Below are 25,312 nucleotides of genomic sequence, written 5' to 3'. Positions count from 1 at the left end.
GTTGGGATGATTGAAGTAGAGCAATCACCGTGCCAGCCCGGCTTGATCTATTTCCATGCCGAAAAAGGCCACTTATGATAGTTCTCGCTGGAAATAGTGACAAATTCCGTCACTTTCATGTCCGTAGATTGTCAGGCTCCCGCGCCGTCACCTGACGAATTTTGTCAGCCCAGCCGGAATGCCATGCGCGTACCGGAAAGATCGAGCACGTCGCCGTCCACAAGGGGATGCGGCAGCTTACCGAGTGGCGCGTCGTTCAGCAGCGGAATCCGATCGCCTTCGGCATGGACAGCGGCGAAGCCGGCTTCGGTGCGCGTGATGACGACCACCTGCACGCCTGCGCGGCCGAGGGTGGTTTGGGGCTTGTTCAATTCCAGCGTGCGGCCGGCATTGCTGCCGTTCAACACTTCGATGCGGGCCGGCGGCAATACCAGGGGCATGGCGGGAATGCCGCTGATCGGGCGGATGCCATCCGCCACGAAGTCGATGCTGTATTTGGCCAGCTTGAGCGTGTCGCCATGCTGCAGGTGATGCTTGCCGACGCGGTGGCCGTTGACGAACGTGCCGTTCGTCGAATACAGGTCTTCCAGGAAGGAATCGTCGAGGATCGTCGTGATCGCCGCATGTTCGCCACTCACGGTCTGGTGTTCGAGCACGATGTCGTTGTGAGGGTGGCGGCCGATCGTCATGCGCTCTTTCGTCAGCTGCACGGTTTTTTCCAGCACGCCATCGCGGGAAATCAAAATCTTCGCCAACGCATCGCCTCCACAGACTGTTGTAAAAATTCGGGGACTGTCCCCGACGTTGTTAAGCAACCAGCCCAGCTGTAGGAGCATGGTTGGTGTCGGTTCACCAAAACAAACGGGGGCCGAAGCCCCCGTCATTATTCCGCAAAAGCGGAGCACATTGCCGTTATTACAGCATTGCCTTCAGCAGCTTGGCCATCTCGGACGGGTTCTTCGTCACGGTGATGCCGCACTCTTCCATGATTGCCAGCTTGGCTTCGGCGGTATCGGCACCGCCGGAGATCAGCGCGCCGGCGTGGCCCATGCGCTTGCCCGGAGGCGCGGTGACGCCAGCGATGAAGCCGACGACCGGCTTCTTCATGTTGTCCTTGATCCAACGCGCTGCGTTGGCTTCGTCAGGACCGCCGATTTCGCCGATCATGATGACCGCGTCGGTGTCCGGATCGTCGTTGAACATGCGCATCACGTCGATGTGCTTCAGGCCGTTGATCGGGTCACCGCCGATGCCCACGGCCGACGACTGGCCCAGGCCCAGTGCGGTCAGCTGGCCAACGGCTTCGTACGTCAGCGTGCCCGAACGGGACACGACGCCGATGCGGCCTTTCTTGTGAATGTGGCCCGGCATGATGCCGATCTTGATTTCGTCCGGCGTGATCAGGCCTGGGCAGTTCGGGCCCAGCAGCAGGGTCTTCGAACCGGCCTTGGCCATGCGATCCTTGATTTCCATCATGTCGCGGACAGGAATGCCTTCGGTGATGCAAATCGCCAGTTCCAGCTCGGCTTCCACGGCTTCCCAGATCGCGGCGGCGGCGCCTGCCGGCGGCACGTAGATCACGGAAACGGTTGCACCGGTTTCCGAAGCCGCTTCCTTCACGGAACCAAAGATAGGAATGCCTTCGAAGTCTTCGCCGGCCTTCTTCGGGTTCACGCCTGCCACGAAGGCGTTCTTGCCGTTCGCGTACTCGCGGCACATGCGGGTGTGGAACTGGCCGGTCTTGCCGGTGATGCCCTGGGTGATGACTTTGGTGTCTTTATTGATCAGAATAGACATGTTGGTTCCTTAATTAAGCTTGACCGGCAGCAGCGGCAACAACGCTCTTCGCTGCGTCTTCCATGGTGTCGGCGGCGATGATCGGCAGGCCGGAATCGGCCAGCATCTTCTTGCCCAAGTCTTCGTTGGTGCCCTTCATGCGGACAACCAGCGGCACCTGCAGCTGCACGGCCTTCGATGCGGTGATCACGCCTTCGGCGATCACGTCGCAGCGCATGATGCCGCCGAAGATGTTCACCAGGATCGCCTTCAGGCCCGGGTTCTTCAGCATGATCTTGAATGCTTCGGTCACTTTCTCGGCCGTTGCACCACCGCCCACGTCCAGGAAGTTGGCCGGCTCGCCGCCGAACAGCTTGATCGTGTCCATCGTGGCCATGGCCAGACCGGCGCCGTTCACCAGGCAGCCGATGTTGCCGTCCAGGGAGATGTAAGCCAGGTCGAACTTCGACGCTTCGACTTCAGCCGGATCTTCTTCGTCCAGGTCGCGGTAGGCGACGATTTCCGGGTGGCGGAACAGCGCGTTGGAGTCGAAGTTGAACTTCGCGTCCAGGGCGATGACTTTGCCTTCGCCGGTCAGGATCAGCGGGTTGATTTCAGCCAGCGATGCATCGGTATCCCAGTAGGCTTTGTACAGGCCTTGCAGGTTGGCGCGGGCATCGGCGATCGAGCCTTCCGGCACGCCGATCTTGCGGGCGACATCGTCGGCATCCGCATCGGTCAGGCCCACGGCCGGGTCGATGATCACGTTGTGGATCTTTTCCGGATGCGATTCGGCCACTTCTTCAATGTCCATGCCGCCTTCGGAGGAAGCCATCAGCACCACGCGCTGCGAAACGCGGTCGGTCACCAGCGAAACGTACAGTTCCTTCTTGATGTCGGCGCCTTCTTCGATCATCAGGCGACGGACTTTCTGGCCTTCCGGGCCAGTCTGGTGGGTCACCAGCTGCATGCCCATGATCTGCTCGGAGTATTCCTTGACCTGCTCCAGCGACTTGGCGACTTTCACGCCGCCGCCTTTGCCACGGCCACCGGCGTGGATCTGCGCCTTGACCACCCAAACCGGGCCGCCCAGCGTTTCGGCAGCTTTCACTGCTTCTTCCACGGACATGCACGGAATGCCGCGCGGAACCGTCACTCCGAACTTCCGGAGGATTTCTTTGCCTTGATACTCATGGATTTTCATGCTGGCTTCCCTTCTGATGCTGAATATGAAATGGGGTTTAAAAGTTGCTGCTACTTCAGTCGTGCGGCACCTGGGCTGTGGTGGCGGAACGAACCGCCCAGCGTGGGTCGAGACCGGCCAATTGGCGCGTCATCCGGGGGGGACAGCGTGACAGTTGTCGGGTTGGTACGGTTTCTGTGCGGGTGCGCGGCGCTGGCGGCAACCGATATCGTGGAAGCCAGCAGGATGTCATTGACTTTGATGTCGGCAGGATGCGTGTACAAATTCCGTGGTGCGTCGCCAGGCATGGACGCCTGGATATTCATGGCGCGCATGGGGGAAAGCGCACACTCCAAAGGATTTGACAGAGACATAACACCGATGCCGCTTGCGCGGCCTAATTAGTAAGCAGCCTTGTACTGATTCGTACGTTGCCGCAGCTTCTACGGACAACCACCGCACCCGCGGTGCTGCATAAAACCACAAAAGTGTAGCACACCGATCAGGCACTGGATAGCAACGTGATCGTACAACTTCGAGCCGTCGGGGGGCGCCACGCCGGAGCATTGGAGGTGGGAACCGGTGACAGGCAACAAAAAAGCAGCCCGAAGGCTGATCTAAACCGCGTGAATATCAGATATTTCCAAACTCGTCATCCGGGTCGTAGCCCTTCATCGCCGCGCGCACGGCTTTCTGGGAAAAACCCCGGCCGATCAGGAAGCGCATCTGCTTGGCGCGCCCTTCGGCGTCCTCGGCCACCTTGCCATGGTATTTGCGCCGCCAGACGTCGCAGCAGCGGGCCACTTCGTCTTCGACGAGGCCGGCCTTCAGTTCCTGCAGCGCTTCGCCCTTCACGCCATGGCTTTGCAGCTCGGCCAGGATGCGGCTGTTGCCATAGCGCGCGGAGCGGCGGTGGATCAGCGATTCGGAAAAACGCTCTTCCGACAGCCATTTGTTCTTTTCCAGCCAGTCCAGGAGCGCATTGATGTCATCGCCCTCTTCCGCGTGGCGCCCCAGCTTGCGAGCCAGCTCGAGGCGGCTGTGCTCGCGGGTGGACAGCAGACGCAGGGCACGGGCTTTCAGGCTGGGCGGGGGAGCTCGCATCGGGCGTGATCGATCAGTGGAAACAGGAAAGTGGACAGTATAAAAAAACATCGCCACCGCCGCAAAGCGGCCGGTGGCGATGAAGAGCTTTTACAAAGCCCAGGATCATTGAGTGGACTGCAAGGAGTGGACTGTAAGGGCCGAACCGGAGACTGTAGTCTCCAGCCGGCCACCATCAGCCGACCGTCTGCAATCAGTCGACAGCCTTCAGTTTCGGTGCCGGTGCATCGCCTTCGGCCGGTGGCAGTTCGCGCACGCCCAGCGAAGTGCGGACCTTGTTCTCGATCTCGCGGGCCAGTGCTGGACGTTCGCGCAGGAACGTACGGGCATTGTCCTTGCCCTGGCCGATGCGCTCGCCGCCATAGCTGTACCACGAGCCGGACTTCTCGACGATCTTCGCTTCCACGCCCAGGTCGATGATCTCGCCTTCGCGGGAAGTGCCTTCGCCATACAGGATGTCGAAGTGGGCTTCCTTGAACGGCGGCGCGATCTTGTTCTTGACGACCTTGACCTTCGTTTCGTTACCGATCACCTCGTCGCCGGACTTGATCGAGCCGGTGCGGCGGATATCCAGGCGCACGGAGGCGTAGAACTTCAGCGCGTTACCGCCCGTGGTGGTTTCCGGCGAACCGAACATCACACCGATCTTCATGCGGATCTGGTTGATGAAGATGACCAGCGTGTTGGTGCGGTTGATCGTGCCGGTCAGCTTGCGCAGCGCCTGGGACATCAGGCGGGCCTGCAGGCCAGGCAGCGAGTCGCCCATATCGCCTTCGATCTCGGCGCGTGGCGTCAGTGCCGCCACCGAGTCGATGACGATCATGTCGACGGAACCGGAGCGCACCAGCGCATCGCAGATTTCCAGCGCCTGTTCGCCCGTGTCCGGCTGCGAAATCAGCAGTTCGTGCAGGTTCACGCCCAGCTTTTGCGCATAGGTCACGTCGAGCGCGTGTTCCGCGTCGATGAAGGCGCAGGTGCCGCCGATCTTTTGCATTTCGGCGATCGTCTGCAGCGTCAGCGTGGTTTTACCCGACGATTCCGGACCGTAGATCTCGACCACTCGGCCGCGTGGCAGGCCGCCGACGCCGAGCGCGATATCCAGGCCCAGCGAGCCGGTGGAGACGGTCTGGACTTCTTCCAGCGGGGCGCTTGCGTCCATCCGCATGACGGAACCCTTGCCGAACTGCTTTTCAATCTGAGCCAGCGCCGCGGCAAGCGCTTTGGCTTTTTCGGAGGCAGGTACTGCCGCTTTCTTGTCGTCCATGATCTCTCTTAACCTTTAACTGTTTAGTGATTCCGAATATTCCTTGTGTACCGATCCGGCACAAGTAGTACTGTATATGTATCCAGTGGTTTTTGCAAGCGCAATCCAGTGTTTTTACAGCGCTTTTCCAAGGCGCGTCGCACATTGAGTACAATGAAATTGCCTCAATGCCGGAATGCCAACATGCGTATTTTACTAGCCGAAGATGACAGTGTCCTGGCGGACGGACTCACGCGCTCGCTGCGCCAGTCCGGCTATGCCATCGACTGCGTGAAGAACGGGCAGGAAGCCGACACGGCCCTGTCCACGCAGGAATTCGACCTGCTGATCCTGGATCTCGGCCTGCCGAAGCTGCCCGGGCTCGAAGTGCTGCGCCGGCTGCGTTCGCGCGGCTCGCTGCTGCCGGTGCTGATCCTCACGGCGGCCGATTCGGTCGAGCAGCGCGTGACCGGCCTCGACCTGGGTGCCGACGACTACATGGCCAAGCCGTTCGCGCTGTCCGAGCTGGAAGCGCGCGTGCGGGCGCTCACGCGCCGCGGCCAGGGCGGCGGCTCCACCATCGTCAAGCACGGCCCGCTCACCTATGACCAGGTGGGCCGCAGCGCCTACATCAACGACCAGATGCTCGACCTGTCGGCGCGCGAGCTGGGCCTGCTGGAAGTGCTGCTGGCCCGCACCGGCCGCCTCGTGTCGAAGGAACAGCTGGTCGACCACCTGTGTGAATGGGGCGAGGAAGTCAGCAACAACGCCATCGAAGTCTATGTGCACCGCCTGCGCAAGAAGATCGAGGTCGGCGGCGTGCGCATCGCCACCGTGCGCGGCCTCGGCTACTGTCTCGAGAAATTCTCCAGCGCCGCCGCGGCCGAGACCAAGTGAATTCGCCGGCGGACCGGTCCGACGCGGCGTGGAGCCCCGCCCTCGAGGAAGAAGAAGAAATCCAGCATTCGCTGTTCGGGGAGATCCTCGACTGGATGCTGGCCCCGCTGCTGCTGCTGTGGCCGATGAGTATCGCCATCACTTACCTGGTGGCCAAGTCGATCGCCAACCAGCCGTTCGACCACGCGCTGGAAGACGCCGTCACCGTGCTGACGCAACAGGTGCGCGATGTGAACGGCACCGCGGAACATCGCCTGCCCGGTGCGGCGCGCGACATCCTGCGCGCCGATGACGTCGACAGCGTCTACTTCCAGATCCTCGGTCCGCAGGGCCGCCATCTCGACGGCGACCGCGACCTGCCCCGCCCCGATCTGCAGCCCGAGGACGACATCGTGCGCCCGGGCGCCGTCAGTTTCCGCAACGTCAACCTGCACGGCACGCCCATCCGCGTGGCCTACGCCTATGTCAACCTGGAAGAGCACGGCGAACGGCCGCCCCGCCTGGCGCTGGTGCAGGTGGCGGAAACGCTGGAAAAGCGCGCACGGCTCGCCAATGAAATCATCAAGGGCGTGATCCTGCCCCAGTTCATCATCCTGCCGGTGGTGCTGGCGCTCGTGTGGTTCGCCCTGTCGCGGGGGCTGCTGCCGCTGGCCGAACTGCAGGAGCGCATCCGCGCCCGCCCGATCGACGACCTGTCGCCCATCGCGCCGAACCAGGTGCCGGAAGAGATCACGCCGCTGGTCCGCTCGCTGAACGAGATGCTGGCGCGGCTGTCGCAATCGATCGACATGCAGAAGCGCTTCATCGCCGACGCGGCGCACCAGATGAAGACGCCGCTGGCGGGCATGCGCATGCAGTCGGAGCTGGCGCTGCGCCAGACGGACCAGCATGAGATCCACCGCTCGCTCGAGCAGCTGGCGAAGAGTTCCGAGGCCGCCACCCGCCTCGTCAACCAGCTGCTGGCCCTGGCGCGGGCGGAAAACCAGCCGCAGTCCGGCAACGCCTTTGTAACGCTCGACCTGGCCGAAGTGGCCCGCAACGCCGTACGCGACTGGGTGCCGGCCTCGTTCAACTACCGCATCGATCTCGGCTACGAAGGGCCGGATGCGCCGGTGCTCGTCGACGGCAACGCCGTGATGCTGCGCGAACTGCTGTCGAACCTCGTCGACAATGCGCTGCGCTACACGCCGCAGGGTGGCAGCGTGACGGTGCGCCTGCGCGCCGGCGAATCGCCGGCACTCGAAGTGGAGGATACCGGCCCGGGCATCCCGCCGGCCGAGCGGCTGCACGTGTTCGAGCGCTTCTACCGGATCCTGGGCAGCAGCGCCGAGGGCAGCGGCCTGGGGCTGGCCATCGTGCGCGAGATCGCCCAGCAGCACGGCGCCGAGGTCGACATCTTCAGCAACCCGCATGCCACGAACCCGAAATATCCCGGCAGCCTGTTCCGGCTGACCTTCCCCGCGCGGCCCCCGGCCGCGGCCGACGAACAGGACCCGCCGCACTATGGCTGACCATGAAGGCTACTGGCGCAGCACGCGCCGCCTGACCGCGATCCTGCTGCTGGCCTGGATCGCCACCGGCTTTCTCGCCGTGTTCTTCGCCCGCGAACTGGCCAACCTGACGATCTTCGGCTGGCCGCTGTCGTTCTACTTGGCGGCGCAGGGCGCATCGCTGGCCTATCTCGCCATCATCGGTATCCATGCCTGGCGCATGCGCCGGCTCGACCGCCAATACCAGGAGCGGGATTGAAACGCACCTACAAGCAGCGCCTGGCGCGCTACTACCTCGTCTTCACGTCATGCTTTGCCGCGTTCCTGCTGTCGCTGGCGGTGCTGGAAAGCGAAGGCATGCCGCGCGTGTGGATCGGCTACATGTTCCTGTTCGCCACCATCGTGCTGTATGCGTCGATCGGGCTGGCGTCGCGCACGTCGAACGTGGCGGAATACTACGTGGCCGGGCGCCGCGTGCCGGCCGTGTTCAACGGCATGGCCACGGCGGCGGACTGGATCTCGGCCGCCAGCTTCATCAGCCTCGCGGGCACGCTCTACCTGAACGGTTTCGACGGGCTGGCCTTCGTGATGGGCTGGACCGGCGGCTACTGCCTCGTGGCGCTGCTGATCGCGCCCTACCTGCGCCGGTTCGGCCAGTACACGATTCCCGACTTCCTCGCCGAGCGCTATGGCGGCCCGGCCAACGGCCGCGCCGTGCGGCTGTGCGCGGTGGCCGCCACGATCCTCGTGTCGTTTACCTACGTGGTGGCGCAGATCTACGCGGTGGGGCTGATCGCCTCGCGCTTCACGGGCGTCGATTTCTCGGTCGGCATCTTCCTCGGCCTCGCCAGCATCCTCGTCAGCTCGTTCCTGGGTGGCATGCGCGCGATCACGTGGACGCAGGTGGCGCAGTACATCATCGTCGTCGTGGCGTTCCTGATCCCGGCCATGTGGCTGTCCGCGAAGCACAGCGGCAACCCGATCCCGCAGGTGGCCTATGGCAAGCTGCTGCCGCAACTGTCGGCCCGTGAAGCGGCGCTGGCGGACGATCCCAGGGAAACGGCCGTGCGCGACGTGTTCCGCGCACGCGCCGCGCAATACCAGCAGCGACTGGACGGCCTGCCCACGTCGTGGGAAACCGGCCGCGCCGAGCTCCAGCACTACCTGGACAACGTCCGGCGGCGCAATGCCTCGCTGCTGGAAATCCGCGCCGCCGAACGCGCATTGATCGCCTATCCGAAAAACGCGGAGGATGCCGTGGCCACGTGGCGCGCCGCGCGCGACGACAACCTGCGGCGCGCGCGGCCCATCACGCCGCACGCGGTGCCCTTCCCCGGCGCCACCGAGGAGCAGTCGGACATCAAGCGCCGCAACTTCATTGCGCTGGCGTTCTGCCTGATGCTGGGCACCGCCGCGCTGCCGCACATCCTGATGCGTTCCTACACCACGCCATCGGTCGACGAAACCCGCGTTTCCGTATTCTGGACGCTGTTCTTCATCCTGCTGATCTACCTGACGATTCCCGCGCTGGCGGTGCTCGTCAAATACGACATCTACAGCGCGCTGGCCGGCAGCCATTTCTCCGAGCTGCCCACGTGGGTGTCCTACTGGGCCAGCGTGGACCGGGCCAATCCGCTGATCAGCATCACCGACATCAACGGCGACGGCATCGTGCAGCTGGCCGAGATCGCGATCGATGGCGACGTGCTGGTGCTGGCCACGCCGGAAATCGCCGGCCTGCCCTACGTGATCTCCGGCCTGGTGGCGGCCGGGGGCTGGCGGCTGCGCTGTCCACGGCGGACGGCCTGCTGCTGGCTATCTCGAATGCGCTGTCGCACGACGTGTACTACAAGATCGTCGACCCGAAGGCTTCCACGCAAAAGCGCGTGACGATCTCGAAGCTGATCCTGCTCGGCGTGGCGTTCGTGGCCGCGTACTCGGCATCGTCGAAGCCGGGCGACATCCTTTCCCTGGTCGGTGCCGCGTTCTCGCTGGCCGCGTCCACGCTGTTCCCCGTGCTGGTGATGGGCGTGTTCTGGCGCCGCGCCAATCATTGGGGGGCGCTTGCCGGCATGGCCACCGGCTTTCTCGTCTGCCAGTTCTACATGGTGCGCACCAATCCCACGCTGGGCGGCAGCTCCGCCGCGCAATGGTTCGACATCGCGCCCATTTCCGCCGCCGTGTTCGGCGTGCCGGCCGGACTGGCCGCCCTGGTCCTAGTCAGCCTGATGACGCCCCCGCCGGGGCCCCGCCAGGCGGCCCTGATGCGCCATATCCGCTCGCCAGAAATTAACGAAATTAAATAAACATTGATCTTGTGACATTTGGTGAGAAAGCTGGGGCGCGACGCGTGATAAGTTCGCGCCCTTGCCGATTTCCATCACTGCCATGCCGATCTCCACTTTCCTGACCGCTGCCCTGCTGGCCGCGACCCTGCTGCTGCCGGGCCGTGCCGATACTGCCCCGCCGCCCGTGCAGGATTTCTTCGACAATGCCGAATTCGGCGGCGCGATACTGTCCCCCAGCGGGCGCTACCTGGCGGCCAAGGTCACCGGGGCGCAGGGTGGACGCGACCGGCTGGCCGTGCTCGAACTGGCCACGCTGGACGCGAAAGTGGTGGCGGCGTTCGCGGATGGCGACATCGGCCATTTCCAGTGGGTCAGCGACAACCGCCTGCTGTTCGACAGCACCGACAAGGACCTGGCGCCGGGCGAGGTGAACGCCGCGCCCGGCCTGTACGCCGTGGACCGCGACGGCAAGAACTTCCGGGCACTGGCGGAACGGCGTGGCCGCTTCGTGCGCAACGGCGATTCGGCAAACCTGCTGCCGTGGCATACCTACATGCTGCCGCAGCCCGGTGCCCAGGATTCCGACAGCGCCTATGTGCGCAGCGTGCATTTCGAAACGGGTGGCGCCGTGCTGGCGATCGAACTGCTGCGCCTCGACACGCGCACCGGCCGCACCACCCAGGTATCGGAGCCGGGCCACGTGCTGCATTGGGTACTCGATGCGCGCGGCGAACCGCGCATGGCGATCACGCTGGAAAATGGCAAGCACACCATCTGGCTGCTCGAGAATGACAAATGGCGCGCCGTCACCACGTTCGACGGCTATGTCGATTCGGCGAACGGCTTCGAGCCGCTGGAATTCGCCGCCGATGGCCGGCTGTACGTGGCGGCCCAGCGCAAAGGCGACCTGCGTTCCGTCCACGTCTTCGACCCGGCCACGGGCAAGGTCGGCGACACGCCGGTGTTCTCGCTGCAGCGCCATGATTTTTCCGGCCACCTGATCCAGCTGCGCGGCAAGCTGGCCGGTATCCGCTACAAGGGAGACTCGGAAGATACGGTGTGGCTCGATCCCGACATGAAGGCGCTGCAGGCGGCCATCGACGAGAAGCTGCCCGGCAACGTCAACCTCATCGAAGTGCCGCGCCGGCCGGAAACGCCGTTCGTGCTCGTGACCACCTACTCGGACCGGCAACCGAAGGTCTTCATGCTGTACAACCGCGACACAGGCAAGTTCAGCCAGGTTGGCAAGTCCCATCCCCGCATCCTGGCACGGCAGATGGGCACGCAGGAAAACGTGGTGTACACGGCACGCGACGGGCTGCCGGTTCCCGCACTGCTGACGCTGCCCGCCGGCGCGAGCCGCACCGGCAAGCTGCCCATGGTCGTGCTGGTGCACGGCGGGCCATGGGTGCGCGGCACCGCGTGGGGCTGGTCGGCGGATTCGCAGTTCCTTGCCTCGCGCGGCTACGCGGTGCTGGAGCCGGAGTTTCGCGGCAGCACCGGCTACGGCGCGCGCCACTTCGGCGCGGGCCTGAAACAGTGGGGCCTGGCGATGCAGGACGACGTGGCCGACGGCACGCGCTGGGCGATCGCGCAGGGCATCGCCGACCCGGAGCGCATCTGCATCGCCGGCGCCAGCTATGGCGGCTACGCCACGCTGATGGGCCTGATCCGCGATCCGGAGCTGTACCGCTGTGGCGTGGCATGGGCCGGCGTGGCCGACCTGCGGCTGATGTATGGCAGCTGGCTGCATGGCTCCGATTTTCCCAAGCAGTACATGCGCTACGGGATGCCGCAACTGATCGGCGACCTGGAAAAGGATGCCGCGCAATTGACGGCCACGTCGCCCGTCGAACAGGCGGCCAGGCTGCGCCAGCCGCTGCTGCTGGCCCACGGCAGCGCGGACCGGCGTGTGCCCCGCGCCCACGGCGTGCGCTTCCGCGACGCGGTCGGCGCCACCAACAAGCAGGTCGAGTGGGTGGAATACGAAGACGAGGGTCATGGCTGGACGCTGCCGAAGAACCGATTCGATTTCTGGACGCGGGTCGAAAAATTCCTCGACCGGCACATCGGCACAGGCGCCGTGAAATGATCCGCCGGTGACATTCCGAGAGAAAGTGACACGGGCCGCCATGCTAAGTTGATGGTCTTGTCCACTTCCCCACGCATCATGTTCCTGCGCACCCGCCTTGCCCCGCTGTTTTCCCTGCTCATGCTGGCCGCCGGCATGCTGGGCGCCGCCCACGCAGCGCCACCGCCGGTGGCCGATTTCTTCGGCCCCTCCTCGTTCGGCGGCGCGCAGCTGTCGCCGAATGGCCAGTACGTGGCGGCCAAGGTGCCTGGCCAGAGCGGGCGCGACCGGCTCGTCGTGGTGGAGCTGGCCACGTCGAAGGCCCAGGCGGTGGCCGAATTCTCGGATGCCGACATTGGCGACTTCCAGTGGGTCAATGACGGGAGGCTGCTGTTCGACAGCACCGACAAGGACGTGGGCGTGGGCGACATCAATGCCGCGCCGGGCCTGTTCGCGGTGGACCGCGACGGCAAGAACTTCCGCCAGCTCGCGCAGCGGCGTTCCAATTTCATCACCACGCCGGCCGTGGCACGCCTGCTGCCCTGGCATACCTACATGCTCGGGCAGCGGGGCGCGCAGGATTCGGATGCCGTCTACGTGCGCAGCCTGAGCTTCGAGCCGCGCGGCAGCGTGCGTTCGGAGCAGTTGTTGCGGCTCGACACGCGCACGGGCCGCAGCACGGGCGTGCCGATGCCGGGCAACGTGCGACGCTGGGTGCTCGATGCGCGCGGCGAACCGCGCATGGCCACCACGCTGGAAGACGGCAAGAGCACGATCTGGCTTCGCGAGAATGACAAGTGGCGCGCCATCACCACGTTCGATGCGTGGATATCCAGCACGGACGATTTTTCGCCGCTGGACTTCGACGCCGACGGCCGCCTCTACGTGATGGCACGCCACGGCAGCGACAAGACCGCCATCCACACGTTCGACCTGGTTGCCGGCAAGGTCGATCCCGTGCCCCGCTTTTCCATCCAGCGCTACGATTTCTCGGGCCGCCTGATCCGCAGCGGCGACCGGCTGGTGGGCGTGCGCTACCTGGGCGACACCTACGCCACCGAATGGCTCGATCCGGACATGAAGGCGCTGCAGGAAAAAGTGGACGCGCAGCTGCCCGGCCTGGTGAACCTGATCTCGCTGCCGCGCCGGCCCGAATCGCCGTTCGTGCTGGTGACCACGTACTCGGACATGCAGCCGCGCACCTACTTCGTCTACAACCGCGACACCGGCAACCTGAACCTGCTCGGCCAGTCGCAGCCGAAGCTCGATGCCACGAAGATGGGCCGGCAGCAGCTCGTTACCTACCCGGCGCGCGATGGCATGCCGATCCCTGCCCTCCTGACGCTGCCGCATGGCGCGAAAGCCACCGACAAGCTGCCGATGGTGGTGCTGGTGCACGGCGGGCCGTGGGTGCGCGGCGCCGTCTGGGAATGGTCGGCCGATACGCAGTTCCTGGCCTCGCGCGGCTATGCGGTGCTGGAACCGGATTTCCGCGGCAGCACCGGCCACGGTGCGAAACACCTGACCGCCGGCTTCAGGCAATGGGGGCGCGCCATGCAGGACGACGTGACCGACGGCACGCGCTGGGCGATCGAACAGGGCGTGGCCGATCCGAAGCGCATCTGCATTGCCGGCGCCAGCTACGGCGGCTATGCCACGCTGATGGGGTTGATCCGGGAACCGGAGCTGTACCGCTGCGGCGTCAACTGGGTGGGCGTCACCGACATCAAGCTGATGTACGGCGGCAGCTGGTTCCACACATCCGACCTGCCGGCGCAGTACATCCGCTACGGCATGCCGCGGCTGATCGGCGACCTGGAGACCGAAGCGGAGCAATTGATGGCCGTATCGCCCGTCGAGCAGGCCGCCCGCCTGCGCCAGCCGCTGCTGATGGCCTACGGCGGCGCGGACCGCCGCGTGCCGCGCGCGCACGGCACGCGTTTCCGCGATGCGGTCAGCGCCACCAACAGGAACGTCGAGTGGATCGAGTATCCGGAAGAAGGCCATGGCTGGCGGCTGCCGAAGAACCGCATCGATTTCTGGACGCGGGTGGAGAAATTCCTGGACCGGCATATCGGTCCTGACGCGGTCGTGCAAGAACAGGCGAATCAATAGCGGCGATCAATATAGTGGCGGCACGGGGTTGCCGCCGCCTGGCATAAAAAGGAGCGTTGAATGAAACTGATGACAATCATGCTGGCCTCATGCCTCATTGCCGGATGCGGGGACAATAACGAAGACTTCGGCAAGAAAGTACAGCGGCACATGGCCGAAAATGCCAAGGACGAGCAGGCACGCCAGGAGGCAGTAAATCTGTGCCGCCCGCTTTCCGAAGAACGCAGGAGCGAGGAACCACGTTGCGTAGCCTTGCAACAAGAGGCCCGAGGAAACATGTATAAGGTTCCTCCGCCCAGTGATCGCTCAAAGGACAAGGGCTGGTGAGCACGAAGTAGCCCCGAAAGGAAACAGGAGGAGTAAGCTGGCACGCATCCGCTCAACGTCCGACAGGAGGTTTCGTATGGGTTCCGGCAAGATTCTGGTGGCACAGGGAGGCGGCCCGACCGCCGTCATCAACCAGTCGCTGGTGGGCGTGGCGCTCGAGGCGCGGCGCTTTCGCGACGTGACGCGGGTGTATGGCGCGCTGCACGGCGTGCGCGGCATCGTGAACGAGGAATTCATCGACCTCACGCAGGAAACCAGCCATAACCTGGAGCTGGTGGCGGCCACGCCGTCCTCGGCGCTCGGCTCCACGCGCGACAAGCCGGACGAAAAATACTGCGCCGAGATCTTCAACGTGCTGCGCGCCCACGAGATCGAACATTTCTTCTACATCGGCGGCAACGATTCCTCGGACACGGTGCGCATCGTCAGCGAACAGGCCCGCGCGGCCGGCTATCCGCTGCGCGCGATCCATATCCCGAAAACCATCGACAACGACCTGGTGGGCAGCGACCACACGCCCGGTTTTCCCTCGGCCGCACGCTTCGTGGCGCAGGCGTTCGCCGGTGCGAACCTCGATAACGCCTCGCTGCCCGGCGTGTACGTGGGCGTGGTGATGGGCCGCCACGCGGGCTTCCTCACCGCCGCATCGGCGCTGGGCAAGAAGTTTCCGGACGACGGCCCGCACCTGATCTACCTGCCCGAGCGCACCTTCTCGATCGAATCCTTCCTGGCGGACGTGAAGGCCACGTACGAGCGGCATGGCCGCTGCGTGATCGCCGTCTCGGAGGGCATCCACGACGCGAGCGGCGAGCCGATCGCCACGCTATTGGCCAAGGAAGCGACACGGGAGATAGAGCGGGATGCGCACGGCAACGTGCAGCTGTCCGGCACCGGCGCGCTGGCCGACCTGCTGTGCGACGAGATCCGCGCGAAGCTCGGCATCAAGCGCGTGCGCGGCGACACGTTCGGCTACCTGCAACGCTCGTTCATCGGCTGCGTGTCCGACGTGGACCAGCGTGAGGCGCGCGAGGTGGGCGAAAAGGCAGTGCAGTATGCATTCTGGGGCGATCGCGACGGCTCCGTGGCGATCCGCCGCACCGGCTTCTATTCGGCCGACTATGCGCTGCTGCCCCTTTCCGACGTGGCCGGTAAAACGCGCACGATGGAGGATGAATTCATCGCCCCTTCCGGCACCGATGTCACCGATGCGTTCCGGCTTTACCTGCGGCCCTTGCTGGGCTCCGGCATGCCGGATGCGTTCCGGCTGCGCTGTGCGCGCGTGGCCAAGATCCTGAAACCCGAGAACCGGTGACAGACACCGATTATTCCGGAACACCTGTTGCAAAAAAACCGGTGACTGTCACCGGCTTTCAATATGACAAAGCCGGTCACAGGTACCGGCTTTGCTTATTGCTCAGAAGCCGCCTGCTGCGGCGCGCGGCAGGCCGTCAGGCTTAAACGACGATGGTCTGGTGCTCGCCTTCCGCGCGGGCGCGGATCGTGCCGATGCGCGAGACGGTCTCGCCGGCAGCGGTCAGCTGGGCGATCGCCGCATCCGCGTTCTCGGCGGAAACGATTACGGTCATGCCGATGCCGCAGTTGAACACGCGGTGCATTTCCGCGTCGGCCACGCCGCCGTGCTGCTGCAGCCACTGGAACAGCGGCGGCATCGTCCACGATTTGCCATCCAGCTCGGCCGTCAGGTGATCCTGCAGCACGCGCGGGATGTTTTCCACGAGGCCGCCACCGGTGATGTGCACCAGGCCCTTCACTTCCATCGATTCCATCAGCGCCAGCAGCGGCTTGACGTAGATGCGGGTTGGCGCCATCAGCACGTCGGCCAGCTTGCGGCCGTGGAAGTCGGCTTCCAGGTCCGGCTTGGCCACTTCGATGATCTTGCGCACCAGCGAATAACCGTTCGAGTGCGCGCCCGACGAGGCCAGGCCCAGCACCACGTCACCCGGGGCGATCTTCGTGCCGTCGATCAGCTTCGACTTTTCCACGGCGCCCACGGCGAAGCCGGCCAGGTCGTATTCGCCGGCCGGGTACATGCTCGGCATTTCGGCCGTTTCACCGCCGATCAGCGCGCAGCCGGCCTGTTCGCAGCCCTGGGCGATGCCCTTGATGACGTCGGTCGCGGTCGGCACGTCCAGCTTGCCGCAGGCGAAATAGTCGAGGAAGAACAGCGGCTCGGCGCCCTGCACGAGGATATCGTTGACGCTCATGGCCACCAGGTCGATGCCCACCGTGTCGTGGCGGTTCAGCTCGAACGCCAGCTTCAGCTTCGTGCCCACGCCATCGGTGCCGGACACCAGCACCGGTTCCTTGTACTTCTTGCTGATCTCGAACAGCGCGCCGAAACCGCCGATGCCGCCCATCACGCCTTCACGCAGGGTGCGCTTGGCGAACGGCTTGATGGCTTCGACTAAGGCATCGCCTGCGTCGATGTCGACGCCGGCGTCACGATAGGACAGGGAAACGTTGGAAGGTTGGCTCATGGTGTATTTCGCGGCGGAGGCGGTAGAATAGAAGAGGATTGCTGCATTTTTGCCAGCAAGTCCGCTATTTTAGCAAAACAGCCCCGCCAAATCCCCAAATTTCGCCTCCATGTTCCCTCCCCTGACCGCACGACGAGCACAAACGGTATCCAGGGCGGCAGCATGGCCGGAACCATTGACCGCAATGCACTTTTATATAATGCGCATTGTGATGAGCGAAAACGATATCGAAATGACCAGCAATGCGGGGCGGCAGCCATGAAACAGCTGGTGCTGGACCTCGGGGCCGAGCCGGTCCACACGCTCGAATCGTTCGAGGTGGGCCGCAATGCCGAGGTGGCGGCGCTGATGCGCCAGTTCGCCGGCCGCAGCTCGCGCGAACACTTCGCCTACCTGTGGGGCGAGATGGGCGCCGGCAAGACCCACCTGCTGAAAGCCCTGGCATGCACGGACCGGGCGCGCTACATCTCGCCGTTCTCGATCGAATCCGAATTCGTGTACTCCCCCGACGTGGACCTGTACCTGCTCGACGATTGCGAAAAGCTCTCGCCGGTGGCACAGATCGATGCGTTCGCGCTGTTCAATGAAATCCGCGCCAGCGGCGCCTGGATGGTGTGCAGCGGCGCCGTGGCGCCGGCCGTGCTGCCGGTGCGCGAGGACTTGCGCACGCGCATGGGCTGGGGCCTGATCTACCAGTTGCACGGCCTGTCGGACGACGAGAAAGTGGCGGCGCTGTCCCAGGCTGCCGCGAGCCGCGGTTTGACCTTGTCGCCCGGCGTGTTACCCTATTTATTGTCCCATTTCAGGCGCGACATGCGCTCGCTGTCCTCGATGCTGGACTCGCTCGACCAATATTCCCTGGAAACCCAACGCCCGATCACCCTGCCGCTGCTGCGCGAGTGGCTTCAGGCGGCAAAAGATTAGAAGCGAATTGAAAACCCCATGAACCTGGCCCTGTTCGACCTCGACCACACCCTGCTGCCCATCGATTCCGACTATGAGTGGGGGCAGTTCCTGTGCCGCCAGGGTGCCGTCGATGCCGCCGCCTTCGCGCGCCGCAACGACCAGTTCTTTGCCCAGTACCAGGCCGGCACGCTGGACCCGGTGGAATACCTGGAATTCGCGCTCGGCACGCTGGCCACCTTCGAGCCCGAACACCTGGCCGCGCTGCAGCAGCAGTTCATGGCCGAGGTGATCGAACCGAATATCAAGCCCGTGGCGCGCGCCCTGCTGCAACGGCACCTGGACGCCGGCGACATGGTGGCCATCGTGACCGCGACGAACCACTTCGTCACCGCGCCGATCGCGAAAGCATTCGGCGTGGACCACCTGATCGCGGCGATGCCGGAAATCGTGGATGGCCGCATCACCGGGCGGCTGGGCGGCAAGCCCACGCAGGGCGAAGGCAAGATCCTGCATACGAAGGCCTGGCTGGAACAGATGGGGAAAACGCTCGAGCACTTCGACAACGTGTACTTCTACAGCGACTCGCACAACGACCTGCCGCTGCTGTCGATCGTCTCGCATCCCGTCGCCACCAACCCGAATGCCGTCCTGACCCGCCATGCCAACGAGCGCGGCTGGGCTTTACTCCAACTATTCAATGATTAAGAAATTCATTCGCAAGATCCTGGGCGTCAAGGACGCCCCCACCAGCAACGAACCCGAAATCCTGGGCCCGGAGCAGCATGGCATCGACCCGAAACTGGTGTCGTCGAACGCAATCCGCGTGACCTCCTCCCTGCAGGAAGCAGGCTTCGAAGCCTTCGTGGTGGGTGGCGCGGTGCGCGACCTGCTGCTGGGCGTGAAGCCGAAGGATTTCGACATCGCCACCAATGCCACGCCCGAGCAGGTGAAGAAGCTGTTCCGCCGCGCGTTCATCATCGGCCGCCGCTTCCAGATCGTGCACGTGATGTTCGGCCAGGACCTGCTCGAAGTCACCACGTTCCGTGGCACGGCCACCGACAACGCGCCCAAGGATGAACACGGCCGCGTGCTGCGCGATAACACGTTCGGCAGCCAGGCCGAGGACGCGGAACGCCGCGACTTCACCATCAACGCCATGTACTACAACCCGGCGAACCAGCAGGTGCTCGATTACCACGGCGGCATGCGCGACATGCGCGCGAAGCTGCTGCGCATCATCGGCCAGCCGGAAACGCGCTACCGGGAAGATCCGGTGCGCATGCTGCGCGTGGTGCGCTTTGCCGCCAAGCTGAAGTTCGAGATCGAGCCCACCACGGCCGCGCCGATTGCCGTGATGGCGCCGCTGATCAACAACGTGCCGGCCGCCCGCGTGTTCGACGAGATGCTCAAGCTGCTGATGAGCGGCAGCGCCCTCGCCTGCCTGCTGCAACTGCGCAAGGCCGGCCTGCACCATGGCCTGCTGCCGCTGCTGGACGTGGTGCTCGAGCAGCCGCTGGGCTTCAAGTTCGTGACGCTGGCGCTGGAGGCCACCGACAAGCGCATCGCTTCGGGCAAGACCGTATCGCCGGGCTTCCTGTTCGCCTCGCTGCTGTGGCACCAGGTGCTGGAAAAGTGGAATGCCTACCAGGCGTCCGGCGAATTCCCGATCCCGGCACTGCACCTGGCGGCGGACGAGGTGCTGGAATCGCAGACCGAAAAGCTGGCGCTGCAGCGCAAGATCGGTTCGGACATGCGCGACATCTGGGCCATGCAGCCGCGCTTCGAGCGCCGCAACGGCAAGAACCCGTACAAGCTGCTGGAGCACGTGCGCTTCCGCGCCGGCTACGATTTCCTGCTGTTGCGCTGTGCTTCCGGCGAGACCGAGCAGGAACTGGGCGATTGGTGGAGCGCGTTCTACGAAGCCGACGAAACGGTCCGCGCCGAGATGGTGACGGCCATTTCCAGCGGCGGTGCCGCGGGCAAGCGCAAGCGCCCGCCTCGCCGCGGTACGCGCCATGACGAAACCGGTGAATCCTCAAGCGAATTCCCAGGCGAATCCGCGGCCGACGACGAGTTCGACGGCGAGGAAATGCATGCGGACGGCGACGACGCGGCAATGCCGGAGCCACCGAAACGCCGGCGCCGCGGCCCGCGCCGCAAGCGCAGCGACGAAGGCGGCACGCCGGACAGCGCCCCGACCACGCCGACCGTCGACTGATGGAAGCGTTCGTCGCCATTGGCGCCAATCTCGGCGACGCACGCGCCAATGCGCTCGATGCCGTGGTGCGCCTGCGGCGCGTGCCCGGCATCGCGGTGACCGGCGTTTCAAGCCTGTACCGCACGGCGCCGATCGATTCATCCGGCGACGACTACATCAATGCCGTCGCCCGCATCGACACCACGCTCGATGCGCAGGCGCTGCTGCAGGCCTTGTTCGCGATCGAGCAGGAGCACGGCCGTGAACGCCCGTATCGCAACGCGCCACGCACGCTCGATCTCGACCTGCTGCTGTATGGCGCGGACATCATCGCCACGCCCACGCTGACGGTGCCGCATCCGCGCATGACGCAGCGCGCGTTCGTGCTGGCGCCGCTGCTGGAGATCGCGCCGGCCATCACCGTGCCGGGCCTCGGCGCCGCTGCATCGTTCGCGCCGGGCGTGGCCGACCAGCGCATCGAACGCATCGAATCCATCGGATAAGGCATGCAGATCCCTGTCATCGTGCAGACCGTTGGGCTTCTCACCCTGTCCAATGTGTTCATGACCGTGGCCTGGTATGGCCACCTGAAGAATTTCTCCACCAAGGCGTGGTATGTGGCGGCATTCGCCAGCTGGGGCATCGCGCTGTTCGAATACCTGCTGCAGGTGCCGGCCAACCGGATCGGCTACACGCAATACAGCCTGGCGCAGCTGAAGATCATGCAGGAAGTGATCACGCTTGTCGTCTTCGTGCCGTTCGCGATGATCTACATGAACCAGCCGTTCAAGACCGATTTCATCTGGGCGGGGCTGTGCCTCGTCGGGGCGGTGTACTTCATCTTCCGTTCCTGAAGCGCCGGCTGGCCACCGACATTTCTGCACGGTCGTGCGGCGGGGTTTAGAATACGCGCCGTAACGATTTTATTAGAGGACTTCCATGTCTGGTTATCTGCAGGGTAGTGATATGTCCGGCGCCACACAGGGCGTTGCAAAAGCGACGAGCGGCACGCCGGCACCGGCAAAAGCGGTGGCGAGCAAGGCCGTCACGATTCCTTCGCTGAGCGCGCTGCGCGCGGCCGGCGAAAAGATCTCCATGCTGACGTGCTACGACGCCAGCTTTGCCGCGCTGATGGACAAGAGCGGCGTTGAAATCCTGCTGATCGGCGATTCGCTGGGCATGGTGTGCAATGGCCATTCGTCCACGCTGCCCGTCACCGTGCAGGAAGTGGCCTACCACACGGCCGCCGTGGCGCGCGGCGCCAAGTCCGCGATGATCATGGCCGACCTGCCGTTCGGCAGCTACGGCACGCCGGAACAGGCGCTGGCCAGCTGCGTGCAGCTGATGCAGGCCGGCGCCCACATCGTCAAGATCGAAGGCGCCGGCTGGCTGGCGGACACGGTGCGCTTCCTCGTCGAGCGCGGCGTGCCCGTGTGCGCCCACATCGGCCTGACGCCGCAGTTCGTCCACCAGCTGGGCGGCTACAAGGTGCAGGGCAAGACCGTGGAAAGCGCCGACGCCTTGAAGGCCGATGCGCTCAAGCTGCAAGCCGCCGGCGCGTCGATCGTGCTGCTCGAAGCGGTACCCTCGACCGTCGGCAAGGCCGTCACCGAAGCGCTGGCCATCCCCACCATCGGCATCGGCGCCGGCCCCGACTGCTCCGGCCAGGTGCTCGTCATGCACGACCTGCTGGGCGTCTTCCCCGGCCGCAAGGCGCGCTTCGTGCGGAACTTCATGGATGGCCAGCCCACCATCGAGGCAGCCTTTACCGCCTACGTCGCCGCCGTCAAGGACGGCAGCTTCCCCGCCATCGAGCACTGCTTCTAAAAAAAGTTGCTTGAAAAATGGGGTACGTCCCCATTTTTCGAGAAATATTGCTTCAATATCGGGTACCCCTATGCGCCGGACCGCACTGTTTCCAGGAAATTTCCTGGAAAACAGGCGGTCCGGCGTTCCGGTCTGTCCCCAGTTTTTTCCCCTCACACCTGGATCCAGGTCGTCTTCAGTTCCGTGTACTTGTCGAACGCGTGCAGCGACTTGTCGCGGCCGTTGCCGGATTGCTTGTAGCCGCCGAATGGCACCGTGATGTCGTCGTTGTCGTACTGGTTCACGTGCACGGTACCGGCGCGCAGCGCGCGGGATGTGCGGATGGCTTTCGACAGGTCGGCCGTCCACACGGCCGCGTGCAGGCCATACGGCGTGGCGTTGGCCTGGCGCACCGCTTCGTCGAGCGACGTGAAACTCAGCACCGACAGCACGGGCCCGAAGATTTCCTCGCGGGCGATCGACATGCCGGCATCGACGCCATCGAAGATCGTCGGCGCCACGTAGTAGCCACCGGTGTCGAGCCGCACGCGTTCGCCGCCGGCCAGCAGCCGCGCGCCCGCGGCCTTGCCTTCGCCGATGTACTTCATCACCGTGGCCAGCTGGATGTCGTCGACGATCGCGCCCATCACCGTGCCCGCATCGAGCGGATCGCCCGGCGCGAAAGCGGGCACCATGGCCAGCGCTTTCTCGATGAATCGTTCGCGGATCAATTCTTCCACGAACAGGCGTGATGGCGCATTGCAGCTCTCGCCCTGGTTGAAGAAGATCGAGCCGATCGATGCCGCCACCGCCGCATCGAGGTCGGGGCAATCGGCGCACACGATGTTGGCCGACTTGCCGCCCAGTTCCGTCCACGCCCGCTTCAGATTCGACTGCCCCGCCATCTGCACGATCTGCTTGCCCACGCGCGTGGACCCCGTGAACGCGATGCAGTCGACATCCATGTGCAGCGCCAGCGCGCTGCCCGCTTCGTTGCCGTAGCCGGGCAGCACGTTGAACACGCCGGGCGGAATGCCCGCCTCCAGCGCCAGGTCGGCCAGCCGCAGCGCGCTCAATGGCGATTTTTCCGAAGGCTTGAGTACCACGCTGTTGCCCGCCGCGAGCGCGGGGCCGATCTTCCACGACGCCATCAGCATCGGGTAATTCCACGGCACGATGGCGCCGACGACGCCCACCGCCTCGCGCGTGATCAATGCCAGGCTGTCGGCGGGCGTGGGCGCGATTTCGCCATACACCTTGTCGATCGCCTCGCCATACCAGCGGATGCAGTTCGCCGCGCCGGCCACGTCCACGGCCAGGCTGTACTTGATTGGCTTGCCCATGTCGAGCGTTTCAAGCAGCGCCAGTTCATCGCGGTGCTGCTCCATCAGGTCGGCGAATTTTATGAGGATGCGCTTGCGCTTCGCCGGCGCCAGGCTGGCCCAGCGGCCATCGTCGAACGCGGCGCGGGCATTGGCGACGGCCACCTCCACGTCTTCCGGGCCGCAGCGCGCGACGGGGCCGAGCTCCCGGCCATCGACCGGTGAGCGGTTGTCGAATTGCTGCCCCGTGCGGGACGGCACGCGCTTGCCGTCGATGACGGCGCGGCCGTCGATGGACAACGCGCGGGCGCGCTCATGCCAGCTGGCGAAATCGTTCATGGCTGTCTCCGGATGGTTTCAGCCGATTCTACCGCCGGCTTGTCGATTAGGAATCACCTATCGAAACGATAGTTACAATGAATTTCCATAATAGCAGCGCGATCGATAGCATAAGCCTTTCTTAAACACTTAACTTGATAGGTAGAGTATATGGAGTTTATGGCTTCGAAGCCGGGCCGCGCGCTGTTGTGCGCAATGGCCATCGTATCCGCGCTGACGTCGATGTCGACCGGCGCCTATGCCCAGACCCTGACCAAGGATAACGGCGCCCCTGTTGGCGACAACCAGAACAGCCAGACCGCCGGCCCCGGCGGCCCGACACTGCTGCAGGACGTGCACCTGGTGCAGAAGCTGCAGCGCTTCGACCGCGAGCGCATTCCCGAGCGCGTGGTGCATGCGACCGGCACCGGCGCGCACGGCACGTTCACCACGACCGACGACCTGTCCGACCTGACGAAGGCAAAGCTGTTCGCCAAGGGCACCGTCACGCCGGTCTTCGTGCGCTTCTCCACCGTGATCCCGAGCCGCTCCGGCGCGGAAACCACGCGCGATCCGCGCGGCTTCGCCACCAAGTTCTATACGCAGGAAGGCAACTGGGACCTGGTCGGCAACAACCTGCCGATCTTCTTCATCCGCGATGCGATCAAGTTCCCCGACATGATCCACGCGCTCAAGCCGGACCCGGTGACCAATGTGCAGGAACCGGAGCGCGTGTTCGACTTCTTCTCCCACGTGCCGGAAGCCACGGCGATGCTGACCCGCGTGTATTCGAACTGGGGCACGCCGGCCAACTATCGCCAGATGAACGGCAGCAGCGTGCACGCGCTGAAGCTGGTCAACGCCAAGGGCGAGTATGTGTACGCGAAGTTCGCGTGGAAATCGCGCCAGGGCGAACGCAACCTGCGCCCGCAGGAAATCCCGGTCATCCAGGGCAAGAGCACCAGCCACGCCACGGTGGACCTGTATGAATCGATCAATGCCGGCAAGTTCCCGACCTGGGACCTGACGGTGCAGATCCTGAAACCGCAAGAGCTCGACAAGTTCGCCTTCGACCCGCTGGACGCCACCAAGATCTGGCCGGATGTCCCCGAGCGCAAGGTGGGAACGATGGTGCTGAACAAGGTGCCGGAGAACTTCTTCGAAGCGACCGAGCAGGTTGCGATGGCACCGGGCAACCTCGTGCCGGGCATCGAAGCGTCGGAAGACCGCATGCTGCAGGGCCGCCTGTTCTCCTATGTGGACACGCAGTTCCACCGCCTGGGTGCCAATTTCCAGTCGCTGCCGATCAACAAGCCCGTGGTCCCCGTGCGCAACCACCAGCAGGATGGCGCGATGAACATCGATGGCCGCAAGGGTCACGTGAACTACCAGCCGAGCCGCATCGCGAACCTGGCCGAGGATCCGAACGCCCGTAGCAGCAACCTGCCGCTGGCCGGTACCACGCAGCAGCAGCGCATCGCCAGGACGCTGAATTTCCAGCAGGCCGGCGACTACTACCGCGCCCTGTCGGCGCAGGACAAGGATGACCTGATCGCCAACCTGTCCGGTGACCTGAAGCGCGTGAAGAACCAGGTCAGCCTGTACACGATGCTGTCGCACTTCTACCGGGCCGATGCCGACTACGGCAAGCGCCTCGTCAAGGCAGTGGGTGCCGATGGTGCAAAGGTGGCCGACCTGGCCGCCGCGCTGAAGGAGTAAGCGCAAGGCACCACATGCCGGGCCGGGCTTGCCTGGCACGGCTTGACTCGCT

The 25,312-nt window shown here is 64.5% G+C and carries 21 protein-coding genes and 1 pseudogene; 15 read left to right on the top strand and 7 right to left on the bottom strand.

Annotated elements, in window-relative coordinates; translation table 11 throughout:
- Positions 1–164: 164 nt before the first annotated feature.
- The 5 genes from EWM63_RS15785 to recA all read right to left on the bottom strand — a co-directional run bounded on the left by EWM63_RS15785 (position 165) and on the right by recA (position 5,327).
- Positions 165–755, bottom strand: a complete 591-nt coding sequence (locus EWM63_RS15785; RefSeq protein ID WP_130187387.1) for an FHA domain-containing protein — start codon at positions 753–755, stop codon at positions 165–167.
- Between the two features lie 160 nt (positions 756–915).
- Positions 916–1,797: a succinate--CoA ligase subunit alpha gene (sucD, locus tag EWM63_RS15780; RefSeq protein ID WP_130187386.1), complete on the bottom strand. Its 882-nt coding sequence runs from the start codon at positions 1,795–1,797 to the stop codon at positions 916–918.
- A gap of 13 nt (positions 1,798–1,810) precedes the next feature.
- A complete protein-coding gene (gene sucC / locus EWM63_RS15775; RefSeq protein ID WP_130187385.1) occupies positions 1,811–2,980 on the bottom strand; it encodes an ADP-forming succinate--CoA ligase subunit beta in 1,170 nt (389 codons plus the stop codon).
- A 612-nt stretch (positions 2,981–3,592) separates the two neighbouring features.
- Positions 3,593–4,063 carry a recombination regulator RecX gene (gene recX / locus EWM63_RS15770; protein WP_130187384.1) on the bottom strand — a complete coding sequence of 157 codons (471 nt, stop codon included), beginning with the start codon at positions 4,061–4,063 and terminating at the stop codon, positions 3,593–3,595.
- A 193-nt stretch (positions 4,064–4,256) separates the two neighbouring features.
- Complete coding sequence (gene recA, locus EWM63_RS15765; protein ID WP_130187383.1) at positions 4,257–5,327, bottom strand: recombinase RecA; 1,071 nt, start codon at positions 5,325–5,327, stop codon at positions 4,257–4,259.
- A 183-nt stretch (positions 5,328–5,510) separates the two neighbouring features.
- Between recA and EWM63_RS15760 the strand changes: the two genes are divergently transcribed.
- The 8 genes and pseudogenes from EWM63_RS15760 (at position 5,511) to EWM63_RS15725 (ending at position 15,806) form a co-directional block, all read left to right on the top strand.
- Entirely contained in the window at positions 5,511–6,203 is a 693-nt protein-coding gene (locus EWM63_RS15760; RefSeq protein WP_130187382.1) for a response regulator, read from the top strand.
- Positions 6,200–7,714 (top strand): sensor histidine kinase, encoded by a 1,515-nt coding sequence (locus EWM63_RS15755; protein WP_229487915.1) that lies wholly within the window; start codon positions 6,200–6,202, stop codon positions 7,712–7,714. Before EWM63_RS15760 ends, EWM63_RS15755 begins: the two co-directional genes overlap by 4 nt.
- Positions 7,707–7,952 (top strand): DUF4212 domain-containing protein, encoded by a 246-nt coding sequence (locus tag EWM63_RS15750; protein WP_130187381.1) that lies wholly within the window; start codon positions 7,707–7,709, stop codon positions 7,950–7,952. Before EWM63_RS15755 ends, EWM63_RS15750 begins: the two co-directional genes overlap by 8 nt.
- Positions 7,949–9,999: pseudogene (locus tag EWM63_RS15745) on the top strand (sodium:solute symporter family protein). Before EWM63_RS15750 ends, EWM63_RS15745 begins: the two are co-directional and overlap by 4 nt.
- 82 nt (positions 10,000–10,081) lie before the next feature.
- The gene (locus EWM63_RS15740; RefSeq protein ID WP_130187380.1) at positions 10,082–12,073 is read left to right on the top strand and encodes a S9 family peptidase; all 1,992 of its coding nucleotides are present in this window, start codon (positions 10,082–10,084) and stop codon (positions 12,071–12,073) included.
- A 57-nt stretch (positions 12,074–12,130) separates the two neighbouring features.
- Positions 12,131–14,167, top strand: coding sequence for an alpha/beta hydrolase family protein (locus tag EWM63_RS15735; RefSeq protein WP_229487914.1), 2,037 nt, complete (start codon positions 12,131–12,133; stop codon positions 14,165–14,167).
- Between the two features lie 60 nt (positions 14,168–14,227).
- On the top strand, positions 14,228–14,494 hold the full coding sequence (locus EWM63_RS15730) for a hypothetical protein (protein ID WP_130187379.1): 267 nt from the start codon (positions 14,228–14,230) through the stop codon (positions 14,492–14,494).
- A 76-nt stretch (positions 14,495–14,570) separates the two neighbouring features.
- The gene (locus tag EWM63_RS15725) at positions 14,571–15,806 is read left to right on the top strand and encodes a 6-phosphofructokinase (protein WP_130187378.1); all 1,236 of its coding nucleotides are present in this window, start codon (positions 14,571–14,573) and stop codon (positions 15,804–15,806) included.
- Between the two features lie 142 nt (positions 15,807–15,948).
- Here EWM63_RS15725 and purM read toward each other — a convergent pair whose 3' ends face one another.
- On the bottom strand, positions 15,949–16,992 hold the full coding sequence (gene purM, locus EWM63_RS15720) for a phosphoribosylformylglycinamidine cyclo-ligase (RefSeq protein ID WP_130187377.1): 1,044 nt from the start codon (positions 16,990–16,992) through the stop codon (positions 15,949–15,951).
- A gap of 258 nt (positions 16,993–17,250) precedes the next feature.
- Here purM and hda point away from each other — a divergent pair, with 258 nt between their 5' ends.
- The 6 genes from hda (at position 17,251) to panB (ending at position 21,922) form a co-directional block, all read left to right on the top strand.
- Positions 17,251–17,916: a DnaA regulatory inactivator Hda gene (gene hda / locus EWM63_RS15715; RefSeq protein ID WP_130187376.1), complete on the top strand. Its 666-nt coding sequence runs from the start codon at positions 17,251–17,253 to the stop codon at positions 17,914–17,916.
- 18 nt (positions 17,917–17,934) lie between these two features.
- On the top strand, positions 17,935–18,603 hold the full coding sequence (locus EWM63_RS15710) for a histidinol-phosphatase (RefSeq protein WP_130187375.1): 669 nt from the start codon (positions 17,935–17,937) through the stop codon (positions 18,601–18,603).
- Positions 18,596–20,116 (top strand): polynucleotide adenylyltransferase PcnB, encoded by a 1,521-nt coding sequence (pcnB, locus tag EWM63_RS15705; protein WP_130187374.1) that lies wholly within the window; start codon positions 18,596–18,598, stop codon positions 20,114–20,116. The genes EWM63_RS15710 and pcnB overlap by 8 nt, the downstream gene beginning before the upstream one ends.
- Positions 20,116–20,598: a 2-amino-4-hydroxy-6-hydroxymethyldihydropteridine diphosphokinase gene (gene folK, locus EWM63_RS15700; protein ID WP_130187373.1), complete on the top strand. Its 483-nt coding sequence runs from the start codon at positions 20,116–20,118 to the stop codon at positions 20,596–20,598. The genes pcnB and folK overlap by 1 nt, the downstream gene beginning before the upstream one ends.
- A 3-nt stretch (positions 20,599–20,601) precedes the next feature.
- On the top strand, positions 20,602–20,949 hold the full coding sequence (locus tag EWM63_RS15695; RefSeq protein ID WP_130187372.1) for a DMT family protein: 348 nt from the start codon (positions 20,602–20,604) through the stop codon (positions 20,947–20,949).
- A gap of 112 nt (positions 20,950–21,061) precedes the next feature.
- Entirely contained in the window at positions 21,062–21,922 is an 861-nt protein-coding gene (panB, locus tag EWM63_RS15690; protein ID WP_229487912.1) for a 3-methyl-2-oxobutanoate hydroxymethyltransferase, read from the top strand.
- A gap of 152 nt (positions 21,923–22,074) precedes the next feature.
- On the opposite strand, the gene EWM63_RS15685 is transcribed toward panB, so the two are convergent.
- Positions 22,075–23,562, bottom strand: a complete 1,488-nt coding sequence (locus tag EWM63_RS15685; RefSeq protein ID WP_130187370.1) for an aldehyde dehydrogenase — start codon at positions 23,560–23,562, stop codon at positions 22,075–22,077.
- 159 nt (positions 23,563–23,721) lie between these two features.
- Here EWM63_RS15685 and EWM63_RS15680 point away from each other — a divergent pair, with 159 nt between their 5' ends.
- On the top strand, positions 23,722–25,260 hold the full coding sequence (locus EWM63_RS15680; RefSeq protein ID WP_371861228.1) for a catalase: 1,539 nt from the start codon (positions 23,722–23,724) through the stop codon (positions 25,258–25,260).
- The last annotated feature ends 52 nt before the right edge of the window (positions 25,261–25,312 follow it).

The sequence above is a fragment of the Pseudoduganella lutea genome (genome assembly GCF_004209755.1).
Taxonomy (GTDB): Bacteria; Pseudomonadota; Gammaproteobacteria; order Burkholderiales; family Burkholderiaceae_D; genus Rugamonas; species Rugamonas lutea.
The sequence above is the reverse complement of the archived record's forward strand: the minus strand, read 5'-3'. Positions and strand labels throughout refer to the sequence as shown.